The sequence below is a fragment of the Halorientalis brevis genome, assembly GCF_042678165.1.
GTDB classification, from domain to species: domain Archaea; phylum Halobacteriota; class Halobacteria; order Halobacteriales; family Haloarculaceae; genus Halorientalis; species Halorientalis brevis.
On the sequence record NZ_JBHUDJ010000004.1, the window covers coordinates 1 to 17,228 of the forward strand.

13 protein-coding genes and 1 rRNA gene are annotated in these 17,228 nt (G+C 61.4%); 5 read left to right on the forward strand and 9 right to left on the reverse strand.

Annotated features, from left to right (window positions below; genetic code table 11):
• Positions 1 to 599: 599 nt before the first annotated feature.
• From ACFR9U_RS11665 to ACFR9U_RS11685, 5 genes are all read right to left on the reverse strand, one after another.
• The gene (locus ACFR9U_RS11665; RefSeq protein WP_379814354.1) at positions 600 to 863 is read right to left on the reverse strand and encodes a HalOD1 output domain-containing protein; all 264 of its coding nucleotides are present in this window, start codon (positions 861 to 863) and stop codon (positions 600 to 602) included.
• A gap of 222 nt (positions 864 to 1,085) precedes the next feature.
• On the reverse strand, positions 1,086 to 1,742 hold the full coding sequence (locus tag ACFR9U_RS11670; protein WP_379814356.1) for a CPBP family intramembrane glutamic endopeptidase: 657 nt from the start codon (positions 1,740 to 1,742) through the stop codon (positions 1,086 to 1,088).
• Complete coding sequence (locus ACFR9U_RS11675; RefSeq protein ID WP_379814358.1) at positions 1,735 to 2,907, reverse strand: hypothetical protein; 1,173 nt, start codon at positions 2,905 to 2,907, stop codon at positions 1,735 to 1,737. The genes ACFR9U_RS11670 and ACFR9U_RS11675 overlap by 8 nt, the downstream gene beginning before the upstream one ends.
• A gap of 190 nt (positions 2,908 to 3,097) precedes the next feature.
• Positions 3,098 to 3,694: a hypothetical protein gene (locus tag ACFR9U_RS11680; RefSeq protein ID WP_379814360.1), complete on the reverse strand. Its 597-nt coding sequence runs from the start codon at positions 3,692 to 3,694 to the stop codon at positions 3,098 to 3,100.
• A gap of 239 nt (positions 3,695 to 3,933) precedes the next feature.
• Positions 3,934 to 4,515 carry a helix-turn-helix transcriptional regulator gene (locus ACFR9U_RS11685; RefSeq protein WP_379814362.1) on the reverse strand — a complete coding sequence of 194 codons (582 nt, stop codon included), beginning with the start codon at positions 4,513 to 4,515 and terminating at the stop codon, positions 3,934 to 3,936.
• 145 nt (positions 4,516 to 4,660) lie between these two features.
• On the opposite strand from ACFR9U_RS11685, the gene ACFR9U_RS11690 reads away from it, so the two are divergent.
• Both ACFR9U_RS11690 and ACFR9U_RS11695 read left to right on the forward strand, forming a co-directional pair.
• Positions 4,661 to 5,386: a hypothetical protein gene (locus ACFR9U_RS11690; RefSeq protein ID WP_379814364.1), complete on the forward strand. Its 726-nt coding sequence runs from the start codon at positions 4,661 to 4,663 to the stop codon at positions 5,384 to 5,386.
• A gap of 275 nt (positions 5,387 to 5,661) precedes the next feature.
• The gene (locus ACFR9U_RS11695; protein ID WP_379814366.1) at positions 5,662 to 6,912 is read left to right on the forward strand and encodes a COG1470 family protein; all 1,251 of its coding nucleotides are present in this window, start codon (positions 5,662 to 5,664) and stop codon (positions 6,910 to 6,912) included.
• A gap of 71 nt (positions 6,913 to 6,983) precedes the next feature.
• On the opposite strand, the gene ACFR9U_RS11700 is transcribed toward ACFR9U_RS11695, so the two are convergent.
• Complete coding sequence (locus ACFR9U_RS11700; RefSeq protein ID WP_379814368.1) at positions 6,984 to 7,673, reverse strand: TVP38/TMEM64 family protein; 690 nt, start codon at positions 7,671 to 7,673, stop codon at positions 6,984 to 6,986.
• 121 nt (positions 7,674 to 7,794) lie between these two features.
• A complete protein-coding gene (locus ACFR9U_RS11705; protein WP_379814370.1) occupies positions 7,795 to 8,823 on the reverse strand; it encodes a PAS domain-containing sensor histidine kinase in 1,029 nt (342 codons plus the stop codon).
• Between the two features lie 491 nt (positions 8,824 to 9,314).
• On the opposite strand from ACFR9U_RS11705, the gene ACFR9U_RS11710 reads away from it, so the two are divergent.
• Positions 9,315 to 10,619 (forward strand): acetamidase/formamidase family protein, encoded by a 1,305-nt coding sequence (locus ACFR9U_RS11710; protein ID WP_379814372.1) that lies wholly within the window; start codon positions 9,315 to 9,317, stop codon positions 10,617 to 10,619.
• A 24-nt stretch (positions 10,620 to 10,643) separates the two neighbouring features.
• On the opposite strand, the gene ACFR9U_RS11715 is transcribed toward ACFR9U_RS11710, so the two are convergent.
• Positions 10,644 to 10,904, reverse strand: coding sequence for a ubiquitin-like small modifier protein 1 (locus tag ACFR9U_RS11715; RefSeq protein WP_379814374.1), 261 nt, complete (start codon positions 10,902 to 10,904; stop codon positions 10,644 to 10,646).
• A gap of 1,054 nt (positions 10,905 to 11,958) precedes the next feature.
• Between ACFR9U_RS11715 and ACFR9U_RS11720 the strand changes: the two genes are divergently transcribed.
• The gene (locus ACFR9U_RS11720; RefSeq protein WP_379814376.1) at positions 11,959 to 15,039 is read left to right on the forward strand and encodes a methyl-accepting chemotaxis protein; all 3,081 of its coding nucleotides are present in this window, start codon (positions 11,959 to 11,961) and stop codon (positions 15,037 to 15,039) included.
• 293 nt (positions 15,040 to 15,332) lie between these two features.
• Here the strand turns inward: ACFR9U_RS11720 and ACFR9U_RS11725 are convergent, their stop codons facing one another.
• A complete protein-coding gene (locus ACFR9U_RS11725; protein WP_379814378.1) occupies positions 15,333 to 15,731 on the reverse strand; it encodes a hypothetical protein in 399 nt (132 codons plus the stop codon).
• A 663-nt stretch (positions 15,732 to 16,394) separates the two neighbouring features.
• On the opposite strand from ACFR9U_RS11725, the gene ACFR9U_RS11730 reads away from it, so the two are divergent.
• Positions 16,395 to 17,228: ribosomal RNA gene (locus ACFR9U_RS11730) — 16S ribosomal RNA — on the forward strand; the annotation flags it as partial.

Genomic DNA, 17,228 nt, shown 5'->3' on the forward strand with positions numbered 1-17,228 from the left:
ACGTGTGAGAGAGACGATGACGGCGGTGTATCCCCTCCCTACTGCGCTACTCGGTCGCTTCGCTCCCTGCGTTGCTCCTTGAGGAAGGGGGCTTACCGCCTGCAATTAGCTAAAGGAGACCCCCATTTGCGCGTTCTGTTGAGAGGGAGGAAAAGCACATCTGTATAGTGACGTAGACCTGGTAAATATGGAATCGTATACGAAATATGTTAATTATACTTCCGTGTCGTCGATTCGAGGAAACCATCGCATATCGGCTGTATATGGGGATTAAATCAGGTATCGAGACAGATACTGGTTCGATCATTGGCACTTGAAATACGACAATCTTGACCATTAAATCAAAAATAACTATTGAATACTGTCGTACTATGAGCTAATCATTACAAACTACGTCTTGTAAGTGCATAAATTCACACTACTGCTAAGCCATCACAATACACTTACATATAAGATATAAGGCTTGTATTGAACTATGATATATTGGCGGTAGCAAATATTGCAGTTGCGCCAAAGAGACCTTTTCTACGCCCAGGTTGATATCGGTAGAAATCCGTCAGGTGAGATGCACTGTTCCTGTTGCTCACGAGAGTTCCGTGTCACTCCCCCTCCGTGAGATCGATCTGACCGTTTGCCGAGATCGTCACAGTGTACCCGTGATAGTGAAAGCTCACCTGACCCGACGTCCGCGTATTCCCGGATACTGATTCAAAGAGCGCATTCAGTGCATCAGGGTCGACAACGTCGTGCAGTGGTTCAAGTTCGACTGGTGACAGTCCTTTCTCTGCTGCAATAATCTGAACGACTCTTTCGGCCACCGTTGAATACTCTCCCATTTTAGACCCCACTGTTGCACCATTCATCAAGTAAGGGCACTGTGGCCGAGGCTTTAGTGGTATTGTCACCTTTCAGAAGATTGCGTATGCGATGATTGTCCACCAATGGTGAGAACGTCTCAGTCACTCCGTGTTGTGTATGACTTGATTTCGACAGTGTCGAGGATGCGTTGAGGGACACAGATGCGTCATCGGTTGGCCTCGACGGACTGGACGCATTGGAGCGACGTTCTGCTTCGATCTGAGTGGTCACTCCCACGTGTTGATCGGCCCGCTCGTCGTCAGTTGCGTCGTTGCGATGTCCCGATCGTGGACGACACATGCAGCGGTTGCGATCACTCCGGCACCGATCCCAGCGATACCGACCGGGCCGACGATCAGTGCGCCCGCTCCGGTGAGATAGACCAGCGACAGGGACGCCACCGCGTTGAACGACCCGTGTAGCAAGGTCGCGGCGAGCACTGACTCGGCGCGAGCAGTCAGATACGTAAACACCGGCGTCGCAGCGACCGTCCAGCCAGTCATTACGACGACCCCCACGTACGGGGCGTCGGGGAAGTTGTGCCCCTGGAGGATGAGCGGCGCGTGCCAGATGCACCACATGAGACCCGTCACGAGCGACACGCGCCAGAACCCGAGCGATGAGAGTTCCCGCAGGAGGAGGCCGCACCAGCCAAGTTCCTCGCCGAGAGCTGCGACGGCGTTGATCGTCAGCCCGACAATCAATCCCTGGAGAACGAAGAACGCAGGCGTCGGGAGTGGGATTTCCTCGAGGACGACGAGTGACTCCTCGATCTGTGGTTCGGGGGGTCCCATCCCCCGGAAGAACGCGCCGTCGTCGGGCTTTGCCCGACTGCTTGAGGGACTTCGTCCCTCTCCGTTCACGGCGTGGAGGACGTCATGCACTACCAGAACTACTCGATCCGCTCCCACTGGCGCTGCCACTGCTCGCACTCGTGCTCCCGCCGGAACTCCCGCTAGAGCCTCCGCTGGCCGGTGCGGAAACGGATTCGGAACTCCAGGCCATCGAGCCACTGTAGAGGGAGGCTCCGTCGTCGGTCGTAATGCCGACCGAAATCGGACTGGTGACGGGATCGACAGTTTCCGCAGCCGGTCGGTCAGCAGTCACTCGGAGAGCTCCGGTCGTCGCGTCGACGTAGACGTACTGAGTGTCACCGGCGTCGAGCGACGCGTCGAGGACCGCCGTGGCGGTCGTGTTGTTCGAGGTGACGCTGATGGTGGTGTTGCTCGGGACGCGATCGCCACCGTCGTTCCGAACGGCGAGATACGAACTGTTCTCGACGTCTACGCGGAGTTGGGGCTGCAGCGTCGCACTCGCTGGCACGTCGTCGAACCAGTCCGGCTTGGCCGCACGGTCGACGCCCGTCCGCAGCAGTTCGTAGTTGTACGACCCCGCCCCTCGATCGTCGGCCGCGGCGACTGAGAGATTGTGGATCAGACCGGACTCACCGACGACGAGCCGGCCAGTGAACGAACTGTCGGCCGCGAGTGGCCCGTGATCCTCAGTCGCCGATGCGAACTCGTCGGCGGTGAGGACGACCGTCCCGTCGCCGGTCGACTCGTTCGCGACCGTGAAGTTCCCGGCTGCGAGGAACTCTTCGACGCTCTGGAGGACGGCCAGTCGGTCGTCGCGCCGCTCGGCCGTCCGGTAGTTGTAGTCCCCGTTGGACTCCATTCGCATGACTCGCGTCGTCTCGTTACTCCAGATTTCGACGTCGACTGCCTCAGTGCCCGCCGTTCGCGAACTCGTCAGTTTGTACGTCGCGAGGTCGGCACCGACCACGAGTTGGACCGACGCCTCCCCGGACGCACTCCCCTGGCGAACCCGGACGGCACCGCCGGTCTCGCTGAGACTGGCTTCGTTCGCCGCTGCCAGCGCCGTCGCGTTTGCCAGCGATCCCTCCGAGACGCCGGGGATCTGCTCGCTCGAAACGGTGGCCGTTTCGTTACCGTCCGTCGGTTCGGTCGTCGTTTCTGTACCAGGTCCGCCCAGACACCCCGCCAGCACGACTGCTGCGAGGGCTACGAGTACGAGTGCTCGTCGCGTCATAGTCCTGCTTTCATCACCACCGGTGAAAGTCCTTCAGGAAGGACAAACGGCGATTTGTGTCACCGCGTCCCACGGTGTCGGCGCGCCACGCTGTGCTCGGTCTCACAGACGAATCACACCCCACTGGGCGTCGAACGTCCCACCGGCAGCACCGCACGCCACTCCGTGAAAAAATGTGTTTCCAAGCCGCTTAGTCGTCGATCTCGATGGTGAACGTTCCGTTTCCACGCCGTTCGATCGAACTCTCGTTGAGTTCGATCTGGACGGCCTGGTCAGCGGTCAGCCGCGTGGCGTTTTCCTCACCAGCCGAGTCGTCGCGGCGCAGTTCGTATTCCGACCCGTCGACTGAGACGACGTCGGTCTCACTGGCATTGATCGACATCGCGCTCGAGACGTTGAGCGTCACCGGCTCGTCGACCGACGTGACAGTCTCCTGATCGAGCGCGACGTCGGCGATCACGCGCGTGTCGTCGGGATCGTCCATCGGGGCGACGCTGACGTGGATCACCCCGTCGTCCAGTTCCGACGCCCAGAGGTCGAAGTGCACGGCTGCACCGTCGTCGAAGTGGCTCCGGACGTCTTCGTTCGCCCAGGCCGTCTCGATCGCCGTGTCGGCAGCCTCGTCGCTCACCATCTCTGGATTGGTGACGTCGACAGTGTAGTTGGCGGGCAATACATCGGCCGACGCCGCGTCGGCCGTCGAACCGTCCATCGTGGCGGCGACGACGCCACTCGCTCCGAGAGCGAGCAGTGCCGCGACCGCGAGTGTGAGTGCTTTCTGTCGCATGGTTGGTCGAGTTTGACGGGCGAACCGCGACGAGAGGGCCGTTCGACGTGCCTCGTGGCGGGGAACCCAGGGCCGTTCGTCCCGGCTCGCCTCGGTCACACGTTGTCTGAAAGACCTCAAAGTCCTTGATTGGAAACAGGTTCGGAACCCGTCTGAAATGCCCGTAACGGCCGTTTCAGGTGGTTTTTCACAGCGAACGGCAACGAGTAACGCGGCCCTGACGTCGCGGGCGTGCACGCTCACTGGAGGTGAATCGTGTTTCCCATTCCGTTCCGCCGTCGCTCTACGAGCCCTCGATTCTCCAGTTTGTCGAGGGTTCGACTGACGGTCGCCTTCGAGAGATCGGTCTCCTCGACGAGTTCCCGCTGGGGCAACGTCCCGTCGGCTTCGAGCACTAACTGATAGATGGTCTCCTGGTTGTTCGCGAGTTTGTCGAGCGTCTCCTCCCAGCGGTCCTCGTCTGCTGGCCCTTTTTCCGCGGTACTGGCGGAGTGAGCCCGCGTCGTCCCACTACCATTGGTCTCCGCACGCGAACGGGCAGCCGTTCGCGTCGGGGGCGGGGACTGCGATGCGAGCACGTGCGCCTGATCGTGCAAGACGAGATACGTCCCGCTGACGCCAGCGGCGAAGGCGGCGACGACGACGATCGAGACCTCGCTGTAGGTGAAGTACTGGCCGACGCTGGTCGTCTGTGTGCCGTTCTCTCCGAGCGACACCACGACTGGAGAGGGGGTAATTAACTGGACTGCCAACACGAGGACGGCAGCGACGAAGACGACAGCCGCCAGCAGATGCGTATGGTGGAGGGGCCGGAAATCCATAGTCGCACTTCCAACAGCGGGACTTTATGTATGTCGGTCTACATGGTCGCGAGCGGCCGTGAAACGCGCGTGAAACGCGTTTGAAATCAGTTCCGAACGCGTTTCACCCCGGCTTTGATGAGGGTTTTCAGCCACTAGTTCTACAATGAATCAACTCGTTCGAGTCCGCCTCGTCGTCCTCGTCGGCCTCGTCGTCATCGGGATCGGCCTTGCCGGGGTGGGCGTTGCGTTCGGCGTGACGAAGCCGATTGCCGACGCGGGCTCCTCGGGAGAATTCGTCGTCTCCGAGGAGAACGTCACGTTCTCGGCCGGTGGCGAATCAACAGTCGTCGTCGATAACGTCTCTGACGTACGGGAAATCTCGATCGAAGAGACGGACACCGGTCATTTCACGCTTCGGACGACTGACGACCAGGCGCTGACGGAGACTGAGCGCCAGCGTGCGCGCGAGATCGCAGTGGCCAACGACACGGTTCAGCGCGAACTCGATGCACTGGCGGCGTACGAACTGACCGTGAAGCCGATCCAGAAGTTGAACGTCTCCTCAGTCAGCCAGCGTCGATACACGACCGTTGTCGAAATCAATCAGACGGGCGATGAGTTCACGGTCCGGGAGACGGCTCTCGAACGGAACGACTCGGGGACGGTAACCATCGAGCGTGACCCCACTTACGTCGAAGACCGCGCCTCGGTTCGAATCAGACAGCCTGGCGTCGACGATTCACGAGAGCTGAAATATACGGTCACTGTCGATCTCGCGAACGGATCGGTCACGGACGTGACGGATTGGGAGACGACTCGCCGGAATGCGGCGTCAGCGACGGTGACCCGCACGTCGAATGTGACGGACGTCGCGATCAGGACTCCCTGATAGAACTTCCGTCGAATCAGGTTCCCGTCGAGTCGGCAGTTCGTTGTCTCTTGCACACAGTTCTAGACGGCCGCATTCGGTGTGTATTGCGCCCACGTCGACAGTATCGGATCCAATCGACCGACACGACCCGGAATACAGTTCGCCGTGTCCGATCTCGAAGAGGTGATTGCCGGAAAGTATAACACCGAAATCATTTCATACGATGCGTAATAATCATCGATTTGACTCCTCAGCCGCCCAGACACTCTCCGGGTAGGCGGAGTCCTCCAACCATGAATCGAAGTACGATCCTCTCACTCCTGCTCGCAGCAGTCGTGGTCGTCCCGGCTGCTGTCGCAGGAATTGGTCCACAGTCGAATAGTCCCCAGCAAGTTACTCCCGCGACGCAACCCCAACAGAGCGCTGCGTCGACGAACTACACGCAGTTGTACGTTGACGAACAGTATCGGAGCCTGGACCTGAAGCCGGGCGAGTCCGAGACTGTCAGTGTCGAGGTGGAAAACGGCGAAGATGACGAGGTCACCATCACCCCGCATCTGTACACGCCCAAGGTCGGCGAACCGCCGATCAAAGCCGAGTGGGTCTCCATCAGTGACGAGGAACTCACCCTCGAGGAGGGCGAGACGGTGACCGTCAACGCGACGATCGAGATCCCCGACGACGCAGAACTCGGTCGCTACACCGGATCTCTCGCGTTCACCGACGAGAAGATCTCCTATCCGGGTCGGCCTGCGCGCCCGGTTCACGCTGCAAACCTCCATCTGGAGGTCTACAAGCAGCCCACCGTGACGATCACCTCGGGCAGCTACGGGCACACTCAGGCAAAAGCCGGCGGCACGACGACCCACGAGATCGTCGTCGAGAACTCCGGTGACCAGGCAGTGCCCCTGAACCCGCAGGTCAACGTGCAGGAGCGCACCCGCCGTCCGAGTGGGAGCCAACCGCTCGAGAAATCGTGGTTCGACATCACGGCGCCCACCGAGATCGCACCGGGCGAGACGGAAACCGTCGAAGTGACGATCTCACCGCCCAGTGATGCGGACCGCGGCCGCTACGACGCCGAAATCGAACTGGGACTGCAGGACCCGGCCCGCCCCGACCGGAACGACTACTGGCAGCGCGTCAACCTCAACGTCGAAGTCTGGGAAGAGCCGACCGACGCCTTCGAGCGGGAGTTCGAGGTCGTTGACGGCGTCGAGGACGTGACGCTCACGCTCTCGACCTACGACCGGGCGCAAACGGACGATCTCCCGTCGCCGAGTTTCGACGTGACGCTCGTCTCACCGAACGGCACGGAAATCGACGCCGAACGGGTCGAGCGTTCCACGAGCGGCCACGTCAGCCTGGCCGACGACGCGAACCCGACCCAGCCCAAAGAGGGCGAGTACTCGACGCGGAGTGCCGAGCAACAGTTCGTCTACCGGGTCTCAGATCCCGCTGCCGGCTCGTGGACAGCCGAGATCACGCCCGAGAACGCCATGCAGTTCGAGTACGATATCACGCGGAGTAACGACGCAGAGTAACTGACCACGGTTCCCCTTTTTCGAGGTATCGCTCGTCCAGACCGCGGACACGGAGTTGACTAATTGTGGACTCAGGACCCGAGCCGTGTGATCGCCGTTCGGATCGCATCCTGTTTGTAGTAGCCGATGACAGAGGCGACGATGACGGCTGCGAGAAGGACTCCTGCCGTGGTGACCTGCCCAGCCGCTAGCTCACCGCCCGCGTAGACGGTGATGACGTACGCGGGCAGGCGACCGATGGTGATGATCGCGAGAAACGTCCGGAGGCGCCACTTCGTGAGGCCACTCAGGAAACAGATCGCGTCGTCCGGGAGGCCGGGGATGATGACGAACGCCAGCAGTCCGGGCAGACCCACCCGGTCGACGAACCCATCGAAGCGAGCCAGCACGTCCTCGTGGAGGAGTTGTTCGACGACGGGTCGCCCGAACCGGCTGGCGAGGCTGAACGCGACTGCGCTCCCGAGGAGGACGCCGACGAGGCTGTACACCGTTCCGGCGACTGGCCCGAACACGTATCCCGAGGCGAGGGCGACGATCTGCCCCGGGATGGGAGCGACGACGACTTGCGCGGCCTGGATGACGATGAATACGAGCGGCGCGAAGACGCCGAACTGACGGATCCACTCGCGAAGGGCCTCGGCATCGAAAATGAACGGCGCGTACTGCCGAGCGCCGACGTACAGGGCGAGAAGTGCCGCAAGGAGCAGGCTGAGCCTCACCAGGCCACGTCGGAGCGCCGATCGAGAGGAGAAAACCTGCATTACATTGACCTGTGGGACTGGTCGACTTGAACCTTCTCTGTGAGGTCTCCAACCGTTCGCAGACGTCTGGAGCCACAGCTCGGGCGCGAGTCGATATCGGTTGCGAACAACTGTCGGGTTCTCACGTCGGGGTGATTCCCTGGATCTCGAAGCGAGCGCCTCCGGACGCGGCGTCGCCGACGGAAATCGTCCCGTCGTGGATCTCGACGATCTCCCGAACGAGCGCCAATCCAATGCCGCTTCCGCTCGTCGAATAGCCGAACTCGAAGATACTCTCACGCTCGGCAGGCGGTATCCCGGCCCCGTCGTCTTGGAGATAGAATCCCTGTTCGTCGGGCAGTGGACCGATTCGAACCGTCACCGGTGCATCGTTGTGGACGACCGCGTTTCTGAAGAGGTTCTCGAGAACGTTGCGGAAGAGCCCGTCGTCGACGTCGAGCGTCACGTCTTCCTCGAAGATCAGTTCTGTTTCCGCACTGTCGATACCGTCCCAAACGTCCTCCGCGAGATGCTGCAGCGACACGGCGTCCCGTTCTATCGAATCGAACCCTAACCGTGGCAGTTCGAGGACTTCTGTGGTCATCTCGTTCATCCTGTCGAGCGCTTCCCCGACGCGGTCGAGAGCGTCGTCTGAACTGTTGTCCTGTGCGATGTCGAGATAGCTCTTCGCGATCTGGAGCTGGTTTTTGAGGTCGTGCGACAGGAAGCTATTGAACGTCTCCAGGCGGTCGTTCGTGTGCTCCAATCGGCGCTTGTACTGCTTTCGGTCGGTAATATCTCTGACGTAGCCCGCGATCGCGACGAACTCATCAGCCTCGTCATACACGGGTTTTCCCTCGAACCACACCTCCCGCTGTGCCTGCTTCTCACTGTGGGTGACGCGACACTCCAGCTCGACGGGCGTCTCGTTCGAGAGTCTCTCCATTGCCGTCCGCACGCTGTCGCGGTCATCCGGATGGATCCCGTTGAGGAAGTCCGTCGGGTTCTCTTCCAATCTGTCTAACGACCGGCCCCACACCTCTTCGTAGGCCTCGTCACCGAACTGCAACTCGCTCCAGTCCGGCGAGAACATCCACAGAATATCGGGATCAGTTGCTGCAAACTGATAGAGCAAGCGTTCCGCGTCTTGGGCGCTCCGTTGCTGGCGCATGACCGATAAAACGAATATACCAAATTTGTGGCCAAAAAAGGTTCGATAGAGCTGATAATACATTATCTATTAGATATATATCAAACGTATTCACTCTGGCAGACTCACACGAACCGTGCCTCAAAAGACCAGTTCAATGTCGATCGTTTTGCAGATCGCTCTTTAAAAGCGTGAGTAGCGGACAGACTCTCCGATCTGGTTTCGTACGATGGGTGGAGTAACTGACTGGCGTCCGGAACACGCAGCCTCGTGTCGGCCCAACAGCAGGAGACTGGTGTCTCCTGACAGTCGGACGACGCACGGGCCGATCCTCCGTCCCTCGTGCCCGCCGTGATCTAACTCCCCCTGGAACTTGGTTGGACCGCAAGGGCGTGACCGGTTTTCGGGACCTCTCTGGAACTCCCCTGGTGTCGGGGTGCCTCTAGCTGTTCAGATCCGGCGACAACACAGTGCCTGCGTAGTTTATTACTCGCCGTGCCGTATGGTGTCGTATGTCGGAACAGATCCAACAGGAACTCACTGTCGATCAGTACACGCTGGGACTCGTCGGACCGGACCAGGAATGGGCTGGGACGGTGGCTGATGGCGGGACTGTGCGGACACACACGCCACCCGCCTGCTGGGGGCCGATGATTACGCCCGAGTTTCGTGGTGGCCACGAAGTCACACGACCGATCCGAGTCGAGAACGCAGAGCCGGGTGATGCACTCGTCGTCCGGATCACGGACCTCGACGTGACGAGCGTCGCCACGAGTACGGGAAGTATGGCCGAACGCGACGCTGCCTTCGGCAGCGATCCGTTCGTCGATCACGTCTGCCCCGAGTGTGGGACGCCCTGGCCCGAGACGGTCGTCGAGGGGACTGGTGAGGACTCGATTCGCTGTGCGGAGTGTGGGACGAACGCGTCCTCGTTCGGCTTCGAGTTCGGGTACACTGTGGCCTTCGACGACGACCGGACCGTGGGCCTGACAGTCGGGGCGGACGGTGCGGACGCCCTCGCTGACCGTGCTGCAGACGCCATGGCGCTGCCGGAGAACTCGCGACAGCATCCGATCCTCCTGTACAAGCCAGACGAGATTCCCGGGACGCTCGGACACCTGCGGCCGTTCATCGGGAACATCGGAACGACGCCGGCGGTCGAACTCCCGGATTCACATAACGCCGGGGACTTCGGGCAGTTCCTGATCGGGGCTGAGCACGACTGGGGGCTACCGGACGAGGCGGCACTCGAGGCGCGCACTGACGGCCACATGGACTCCAACGCCGTCCGGCCTGGCGCCACGCTCATCTGTCCGGTTGCAATCGAGGGGGCCGGCCTCTACGTCGGTGACCTCCACGCCAACCAGGGCGACGGCGAACTCTCCCTCCATACGACGGACGTCAGCGGCCACACCGAACTCGAAGTCGAGGTGATCAAAGGGCTGGATCTGGACGGCCCCCTCCTGCTTCCGAACGAATCGGACTTGCCGCACATCGCCAAGCCGTACACGGACGCGGAACGAGCGGCGGGCGACGCCCTCGCCGACGAATACGACGTCGACGACGTCGCCGATGCAGCCCCGATCCAGATCATCGGCTCCGGGGCAACCATCAACGACGCAACCGAGAACGCGTTTGCCCGAGCCGGCACGCTGTTCGGGATGACTGAAGGCGAAGTTCGGGCACGCTGTACCTTCACCGGTGGCGTCGAGATCGCTCGGCTTCCCGGCGTGGTCCAGCTCTCGATGCTGGCCCCGATGGAACTGCTCGAAGAGAACGGCCTCGCGGCGACGGTCCGCGAGCAGTACGATCTCTGAGGGCAGCGGCCAGTCGCTGCGGTGTCAGCCGCCCCGCATCGCGGGAAAGAGGGCGACTGTTGGGTCAGGTGGGAGGTGGTCCTCCACGGCCGCCTGGTCGCCATCGACCAGTATTCGGACGCTCGGACGGAGGCGTCCCTCACTGTCCTCGAGTTGTGCGGCTGCGCGCGGATACGCCGCAACGAACGCGTCGATGACGTCGCCTGCCGTCTCCCCGTTCACGGTGACGTCCACTGTCTTGTCACCGGTTGCTGCCCGAAGCGGTCCGTACACTGTGAGCTCCATACGGGGTTCTTGGGTGCCACAACCAGAAGCTGTTGTGCCTGGGAGGGGCGTGGTTGGGTACGGGACCGACCCCAATTCCTGGCGGCGAGAGCGACTTTCGGCTGGATTTACACTCGAAATCGGGTGTGTCCAGTGCGACCCAGTGCTGGTGGGTTCTGTGGAGGGTGGGGATGGCAAACGTCCGCATCGTGGGCCAGCCGTCGGAGGCATGCCAGGGTGGCATCTCTGACCACGTGTGGACGGTACGGATACACGTCTCGGCCGTGTGTTTCGCCAGTGTGGGTTCCTCCCGTGAGTTGTCACTCGCTGCGAGTCTCCGGAGCGACGGCCACACCGACCGCGTAGACAATGTCCCCTGGCCTTATCCTTCCGCCACTGCCTGAAGACGGCTGCAATCGCCCTGGGGTCCGTCTGCAACGGCACGGCCGCGGCTGGCCGGGTTGGCGGATGTACCACCTTTACGCCGTCAGTGGACGTGCTGTCACACTCCGTTGGTCGCGGCGGGGAGCTAGTTCTGTCGCTAGTCGACCTGAAACGCAGTGTGAAGAGCCGGTGAAAGACATGCGAGATGGCGGGAGTCTGGATGAGCAGTCTCCCGTGTTTGGGTCTGCGCCAACGGGCGGCGCATCTGGCCTTGGACCTGGCAGCGGGTACGTTGCTTGCTTCGATTGCTCAGCTTTGAAGGCTAGGTCGAAATAGCACCGACAGGCCGAGACCACACGTCGAACCTTTCTGGCCAGTCCGGGGTTGTTCTCGATCCGTGCACTTCTGTGCTCGGTGAACGTTCGAATAATTATATTCTAATAGCGTCAACTTCTGAAGAGATCAACCGTTTATGAAATATTGTTGTAGTTGATAACTATGGTTTGGGGGCTCAGGGGGCACGATTTCTCCGATCAGACAATGCTGTTGACAAATGCACAATTCATATATGGAGGGGGTCGGATGGGCTATGCAACTTAGATCAATGCAGTTGAAATTCAAGCTTATCACATTATTCCTCGTGATATCGTTGGTGCCGCTCGCTGCCGTTGGGTACACGTCGACAGAGAGTATGGCTGGAATGAACCAGCACGCACAGGCCCAGAGTGCCGACCAACTCGAAAGTCAAATGACTGATGAGTTGAACAGTAGCGTTCAGGCGAGACAACAGGAGATACAGAACCAGATCAACGCTCGCGAGGTCGACGTTCGAGCGCTCGCGGATTCCTCAACAATGAACAACTACCTTGCCGCCAAGCAGGGGGCGATGAAACTGGTCAAGCGCTCGAGCCAGAAGCAACTCGGTTATATGTCTCTCCAGATGCGGAGCGCGGTGCAGAACGCGCACCTGCTGGTGATGGAACGGGAGTACCCGAACGCCGAGTGGGAGGACCTCTCCCCGGCCGAGCAGCGGCGCGTCGAGCGCGAAGTCGAGGAGCTGATCGCCGGGACGACCGGTGACGGCACGGCCCCCGGCGGGACCATGACCGGCTCGTTCCAGCCGGGATACATCGGCGATACTGGCTACACCTACATCGTCGAATCCGACACGTCCACCGTCGTCGTCCACCACAGCCTCGACGACGGGTACGACCTGAGAGAGCAAGCCGGGTTGGCCGTCTTCGACGGCATCGAGTCCAGTGTTCAGTCGAATTCGACGATCAGGAACGGCGAGACGTGGGGCATCGCCGAGTACGAGTGGGAGGACACGACCCAGGCGGGGAATCCGGAGGAGTTGAAGTTCATCGCCTACACGTACTACGAACCGTTCGACTGGGTCCTGAGCCCGAACGTGTACTACTACGAGCTCCAGGAGACCGCGGTGGCAGACACCAGGTCGAATCTGGCGGACTCCTTCGAGCGGAACCTGCAGACGCGGACGATCTCCGTCGGCGACGACGAGTACGCGGCCTACGAGCAGATCGTCCTCACGAACGCTGACGGGAACGAGGTCGTCCACACGCAGTGGAACGACGGCGAGATCGTCAGCAACTCCGACACCGAGACGTCGTACGCCAACAGGACCTGGTTCCGGGAGGCCAAGACGCTCCTTGACGGAGAGACCTACTTCGGGACGGTTCAGACCACGGACGACAAAGAGCGAATGTTCATCGCCACGCCCGTGTACAGTAACGGCTCGTTCGAGGGCGTCCTCGCGGTCCAGTTCAACTACTCGGTCGTCACCCAGATCACCAACCGGGTCACTGTCGGCGACGGCGGACATCTCTACGTTCTCAACGACGGGGGCCAGATCGTCAGTCACCCGGAGCGATCACTGGTGGACCAGCGGGTCGACGTGACGACCGGCGAGTACGGCCAGGAACTCGCTGGCATCGCCGAGAATCGGATGCTCGCCGGCGAGACCGGCTTGACGACGCACACGCGCGCGAGCGGCGAGAACAACTCGACGCGGTACGTCGCGTACGCGCCGATCGACGTCGGCGACAGGCAGTTCACGCTCGTCGCGACGGTGCCCGAGCGGGACATCACGGACCCTATTGCGGCGCTCGGGGCCGAGTTGAACAGCGAAGCGTCCTCTGCACGCGACCTCATTCTCCTGTTGGCGGCGCTGGCGGCGCTGGCTATCGCCGTCGCCGGCTACCTCGCGTCGCGGCGAATCTCCAAACCGATCGTGGCCATCAAAGACCACGCGCAGTCGCTGTCCCAGGGGCAGTTCGACGAGACCGTCGACGTCGACACCGAAGACGACGAGATCGGCGAGATGGTCGACGCCTTCGAGTCGATGCAGACGAACCTGAACCAGCAGATCGACGAACTGGAGACTGTCAGCCAGCGCCTGAAGCGCGGCCGATTGGACGGCGACCTGCGGACGGACCTCCCCGGGAAGTTCGGCGAGATCATGGAGGATCTGGAGTCCGGCGTCGATCAGCTGACCGACAGTTTCACCCAGATCAGCCGGGCGAGCAGGAACGTCCGCCGGGGCGAACTGGACCAGCGGCTGGAGACCGATCTCCCCGGCGACTACGGTGACGTGATGTCGGAACTGGACACCGGCCTGACCCAGCTCTCGGAGAGCTTCGACCAGCTGCGCGTCGCGAGTGAGAACCTCCGTGACCGGCAGTTAGACCAGCAGCTGAACACCGACCTGCCGGGGGCCTACGGCGACGTGATGACGAGTCTCGACGAGGGACTCTCCGCTGTCGACGAGAGCATCGCCCGCGTCCAGTCGATCGCCCAGCAGGTCGACGAAGTGAGCGACGAGGTGGCCGCCACCACCGACGAGATCGAGACGGCGAGCCAGGAAGTCGCACAGTCGGCCCAGGAGATCTCACACGGCACCGAAGCCCAGTCCGAGAACCTCCAGGAGGTCGCCAGCGAGATGAACGACATGTCCGCGACCGTCGAGGAGATCGCCTCCTCCGCAGACGTCGTGGTCGACACCGTCCAGAAGGCGAGCGAGCGTGCGGAGGCCGGGCGCGACGAGGCCGCAGACGCGACCGACGAGATCGAAGAGATCGAACGCGAGACCGAGCAGGCCGCCGCACAGGTCGACGACCTCAAGTCCGAGATGGACGAGATCAGCGAGATCGTCCAGCTGATCACGGACATCGCCGAACAGACGAACATCCTGGCGCTGAACGCCTCTATCGAGGCCGCTCGTGCCGGGGAGGCCGGCGAAGGGTTCGCCGTCGTCGCAGACGAGATCAAGCAACTGGCGAACGAGGCCGGCGACGCGGCCGAAGAGGTGAGTTCGCTCATCTCCGAGATACAGTCGACGACCGGGGAGACCGTCTCTGACATGGAGCAGATGCGGAACCGCGTCGACAGCAGCGCGGACACCATCCAGGAGGCGATCGGTCGGTTCGACGACGTCGCGGAGGCCGTCGCGGAGGCCGAAGACGGCGTCCAGGAGATCAGCGACGCCACGGACGACCAGGCGGCCTCGACTGAAGAGGTCGTGTCGATGGTCGACGAGGTCAGCAGCGTGAGCGAGGAAACCGCGGCGGAGGCCAGCAACGTGTCCGCGGCGTCCGAAGAACAGACGACCTCGATCGAGACCGTCGCCGACAACGTCCAGTCGGTCTCCGACCTCGCAGACGACCTGAACACGCTCGTCGACGAGTTCGAGGTCCGCCAGTCGGCAGTCGAGCAGGCGGGGACGACGAGTCAGACGACCGTCTCGGACGACTAGCACGACACACTAACCTGGACGACCGCCTCTCTGCCGACAGTTCTCATTCCCTCGTCTAAGGGACGAGGCGTCGGAGGGTGTTTCGTGTTCGGCCCCACCGACGAGGGGTCCGACTGCCACGCCATCCATTCCTGGCTGCTGTCGACGATACCCCAGGGATCACCTGGGACCCCTCACACCCGGATGGGTTCCGGCAATTCTCGGTTCTCGTGGGATTTGCGGCCTATTCTGCCGGTTCCCACGATCCACCGTGCTGGAGGGGAAGCGTGTCTCATCGCCGCTGTGACACCGCATCACCGAACGAGCGACAGGTACCCGACGTAGACGAGAACGGCAACCACCAGTGAGACGGCGAGGACTCCGACACCAGCAAACTCGTCCAGTGCAGCCGCCGGACGTGTCCAGAGATATGCGCCGCCCTCGATTGCGAGGATGACCAGCGTCCCGTACACAGCAGTGACGCCGACGGCACGGGCGAGTCCGCGTGCGTCGATCGACGGATTCCGCGTCATCTCGACCACGAACACCAGCGCAAGCGCGAGCATGTAAAATGGCGTGGGGATCGCTCTCCCGAGTCCGTCTTCGGCCACACTCTGGACTCCATAATACCCGAGTGCGAGCAACACGCCCGTCAGTAGTGTCATCGAGAGGCCGAGCCGCCCTGCGTCGTCGACCGTTGGGGGTGAGAGCATACGATCGTCTGTTCTCTCGGCGTCCCCGTGGGCAGTGCCCGCTCTTTGCTCTCCACGATCCTCGGGATTCGGACCGTCCATCTTCGAACTCTCTCGGCTCGCAGCCGAATGAGTATACGGGGATTACGGCGGTGGAGCGGTGCCTCGTCTCGGCATCTCGGTTTCGCGCGCGTCGTGCGCGCGAAGATGCACTAAATTATCCTGGACCATTCAGAGAGAGTCAGCGAGTCGATGGTGGCCGACCCACGGTGACTGACGATCCCAGGGGTCGTCGAAGCTCGACTGACCGGGACCGTGCGAAGATGCACAGCAGGTCGCACTGATTGGGAACTACTGTCCTTTGATATGACCTGGTTTACCAATGGCCGTCTCTATCGACGGGTATTTATGTACCACCCCCATCGGAGGTAATGTACGCGGCAGATGGCGGCCAGCGGCCTCAGGCCGCTACGCCATCGACACTCTAGGCGAGGTCGGCTCGCCGATGATGACACGTGACAGAGGTGCTGCTCCGCAGCGCTTCGAGAGATGAGGATTCCACCCCTGCGGTCTGGCCGTACAGATGGGATCTGATGTGAGCCCTGACAGTTCGGTGATGTATTATCACCGAATGACGGACAGAGACATAGCGTGTCTCCGCCAGCCCCCCATGATTGGGGAACCATTCCGGTTGATCCTGCCGGAGGCCATTGCTATCGGAGTCCGACTTAGCCATGCTAGTTGTACGAGTTTAGACTCGTGGCGGATAGCTCAGTAACACGTGGCCAAACTACCCTATAGATCGTGATAACCTCGGGAAACTGAGGCTAATCGCGAATACAGCTCCCATGCTGGAATGCAGGGAGCTCGAAATGCTTCGGCGCTGTAGGATGTGGCTGCGGTCGATTAGGTAGACGGTGGGGTAATGGCCCACCGTGCCGATAATCGATACGGGTCGTGAGAGCGAGAACCCGGAGACGGTATCTGAGACAAGATACCGGGCCCTACGGGGCGCAGCAGGCGCGAAACCTTTACACTGCACGACAGTGCGATAGGGGGACTCCGAGTGCGAGGGCATATCGTCCTCGCTTTTGTACACCGTAAGGTGGTGTACGAATAAGAACTGGGCAAGACCGGTGCCAGCCGCCGCGGTAATACCGGCAGTTCGAGTGATGGCCGCTCTTATTGGGCCTAAAGCGTTCGTAGCTGGCCGAGCAAGTCCGTCGGGAAATCTGCCCACTTAATGGGCAGGCGTCCGGCGGAAACTGCTCGGCTTGGGACCGGGAGACTCGAGGGGTACGTTCGGGGTAGGAGTGAAATCCTATAATCCTGAACGGACCACCGATGGCGAAAGCACCTCGAGAGCACGGATCCGACAGTGAGGAACGAAAGCTGGGGTCTCGAACCGGATTAGATACCCGGGTAGTCCCAGCCGTTAACGATGCTCGCTAGGTATGGCGCAGGCTACGAGCCTGCGCTGTGCCGTAGGGAAGCCGAGAAGCGAGCCGCCTGGGAAGT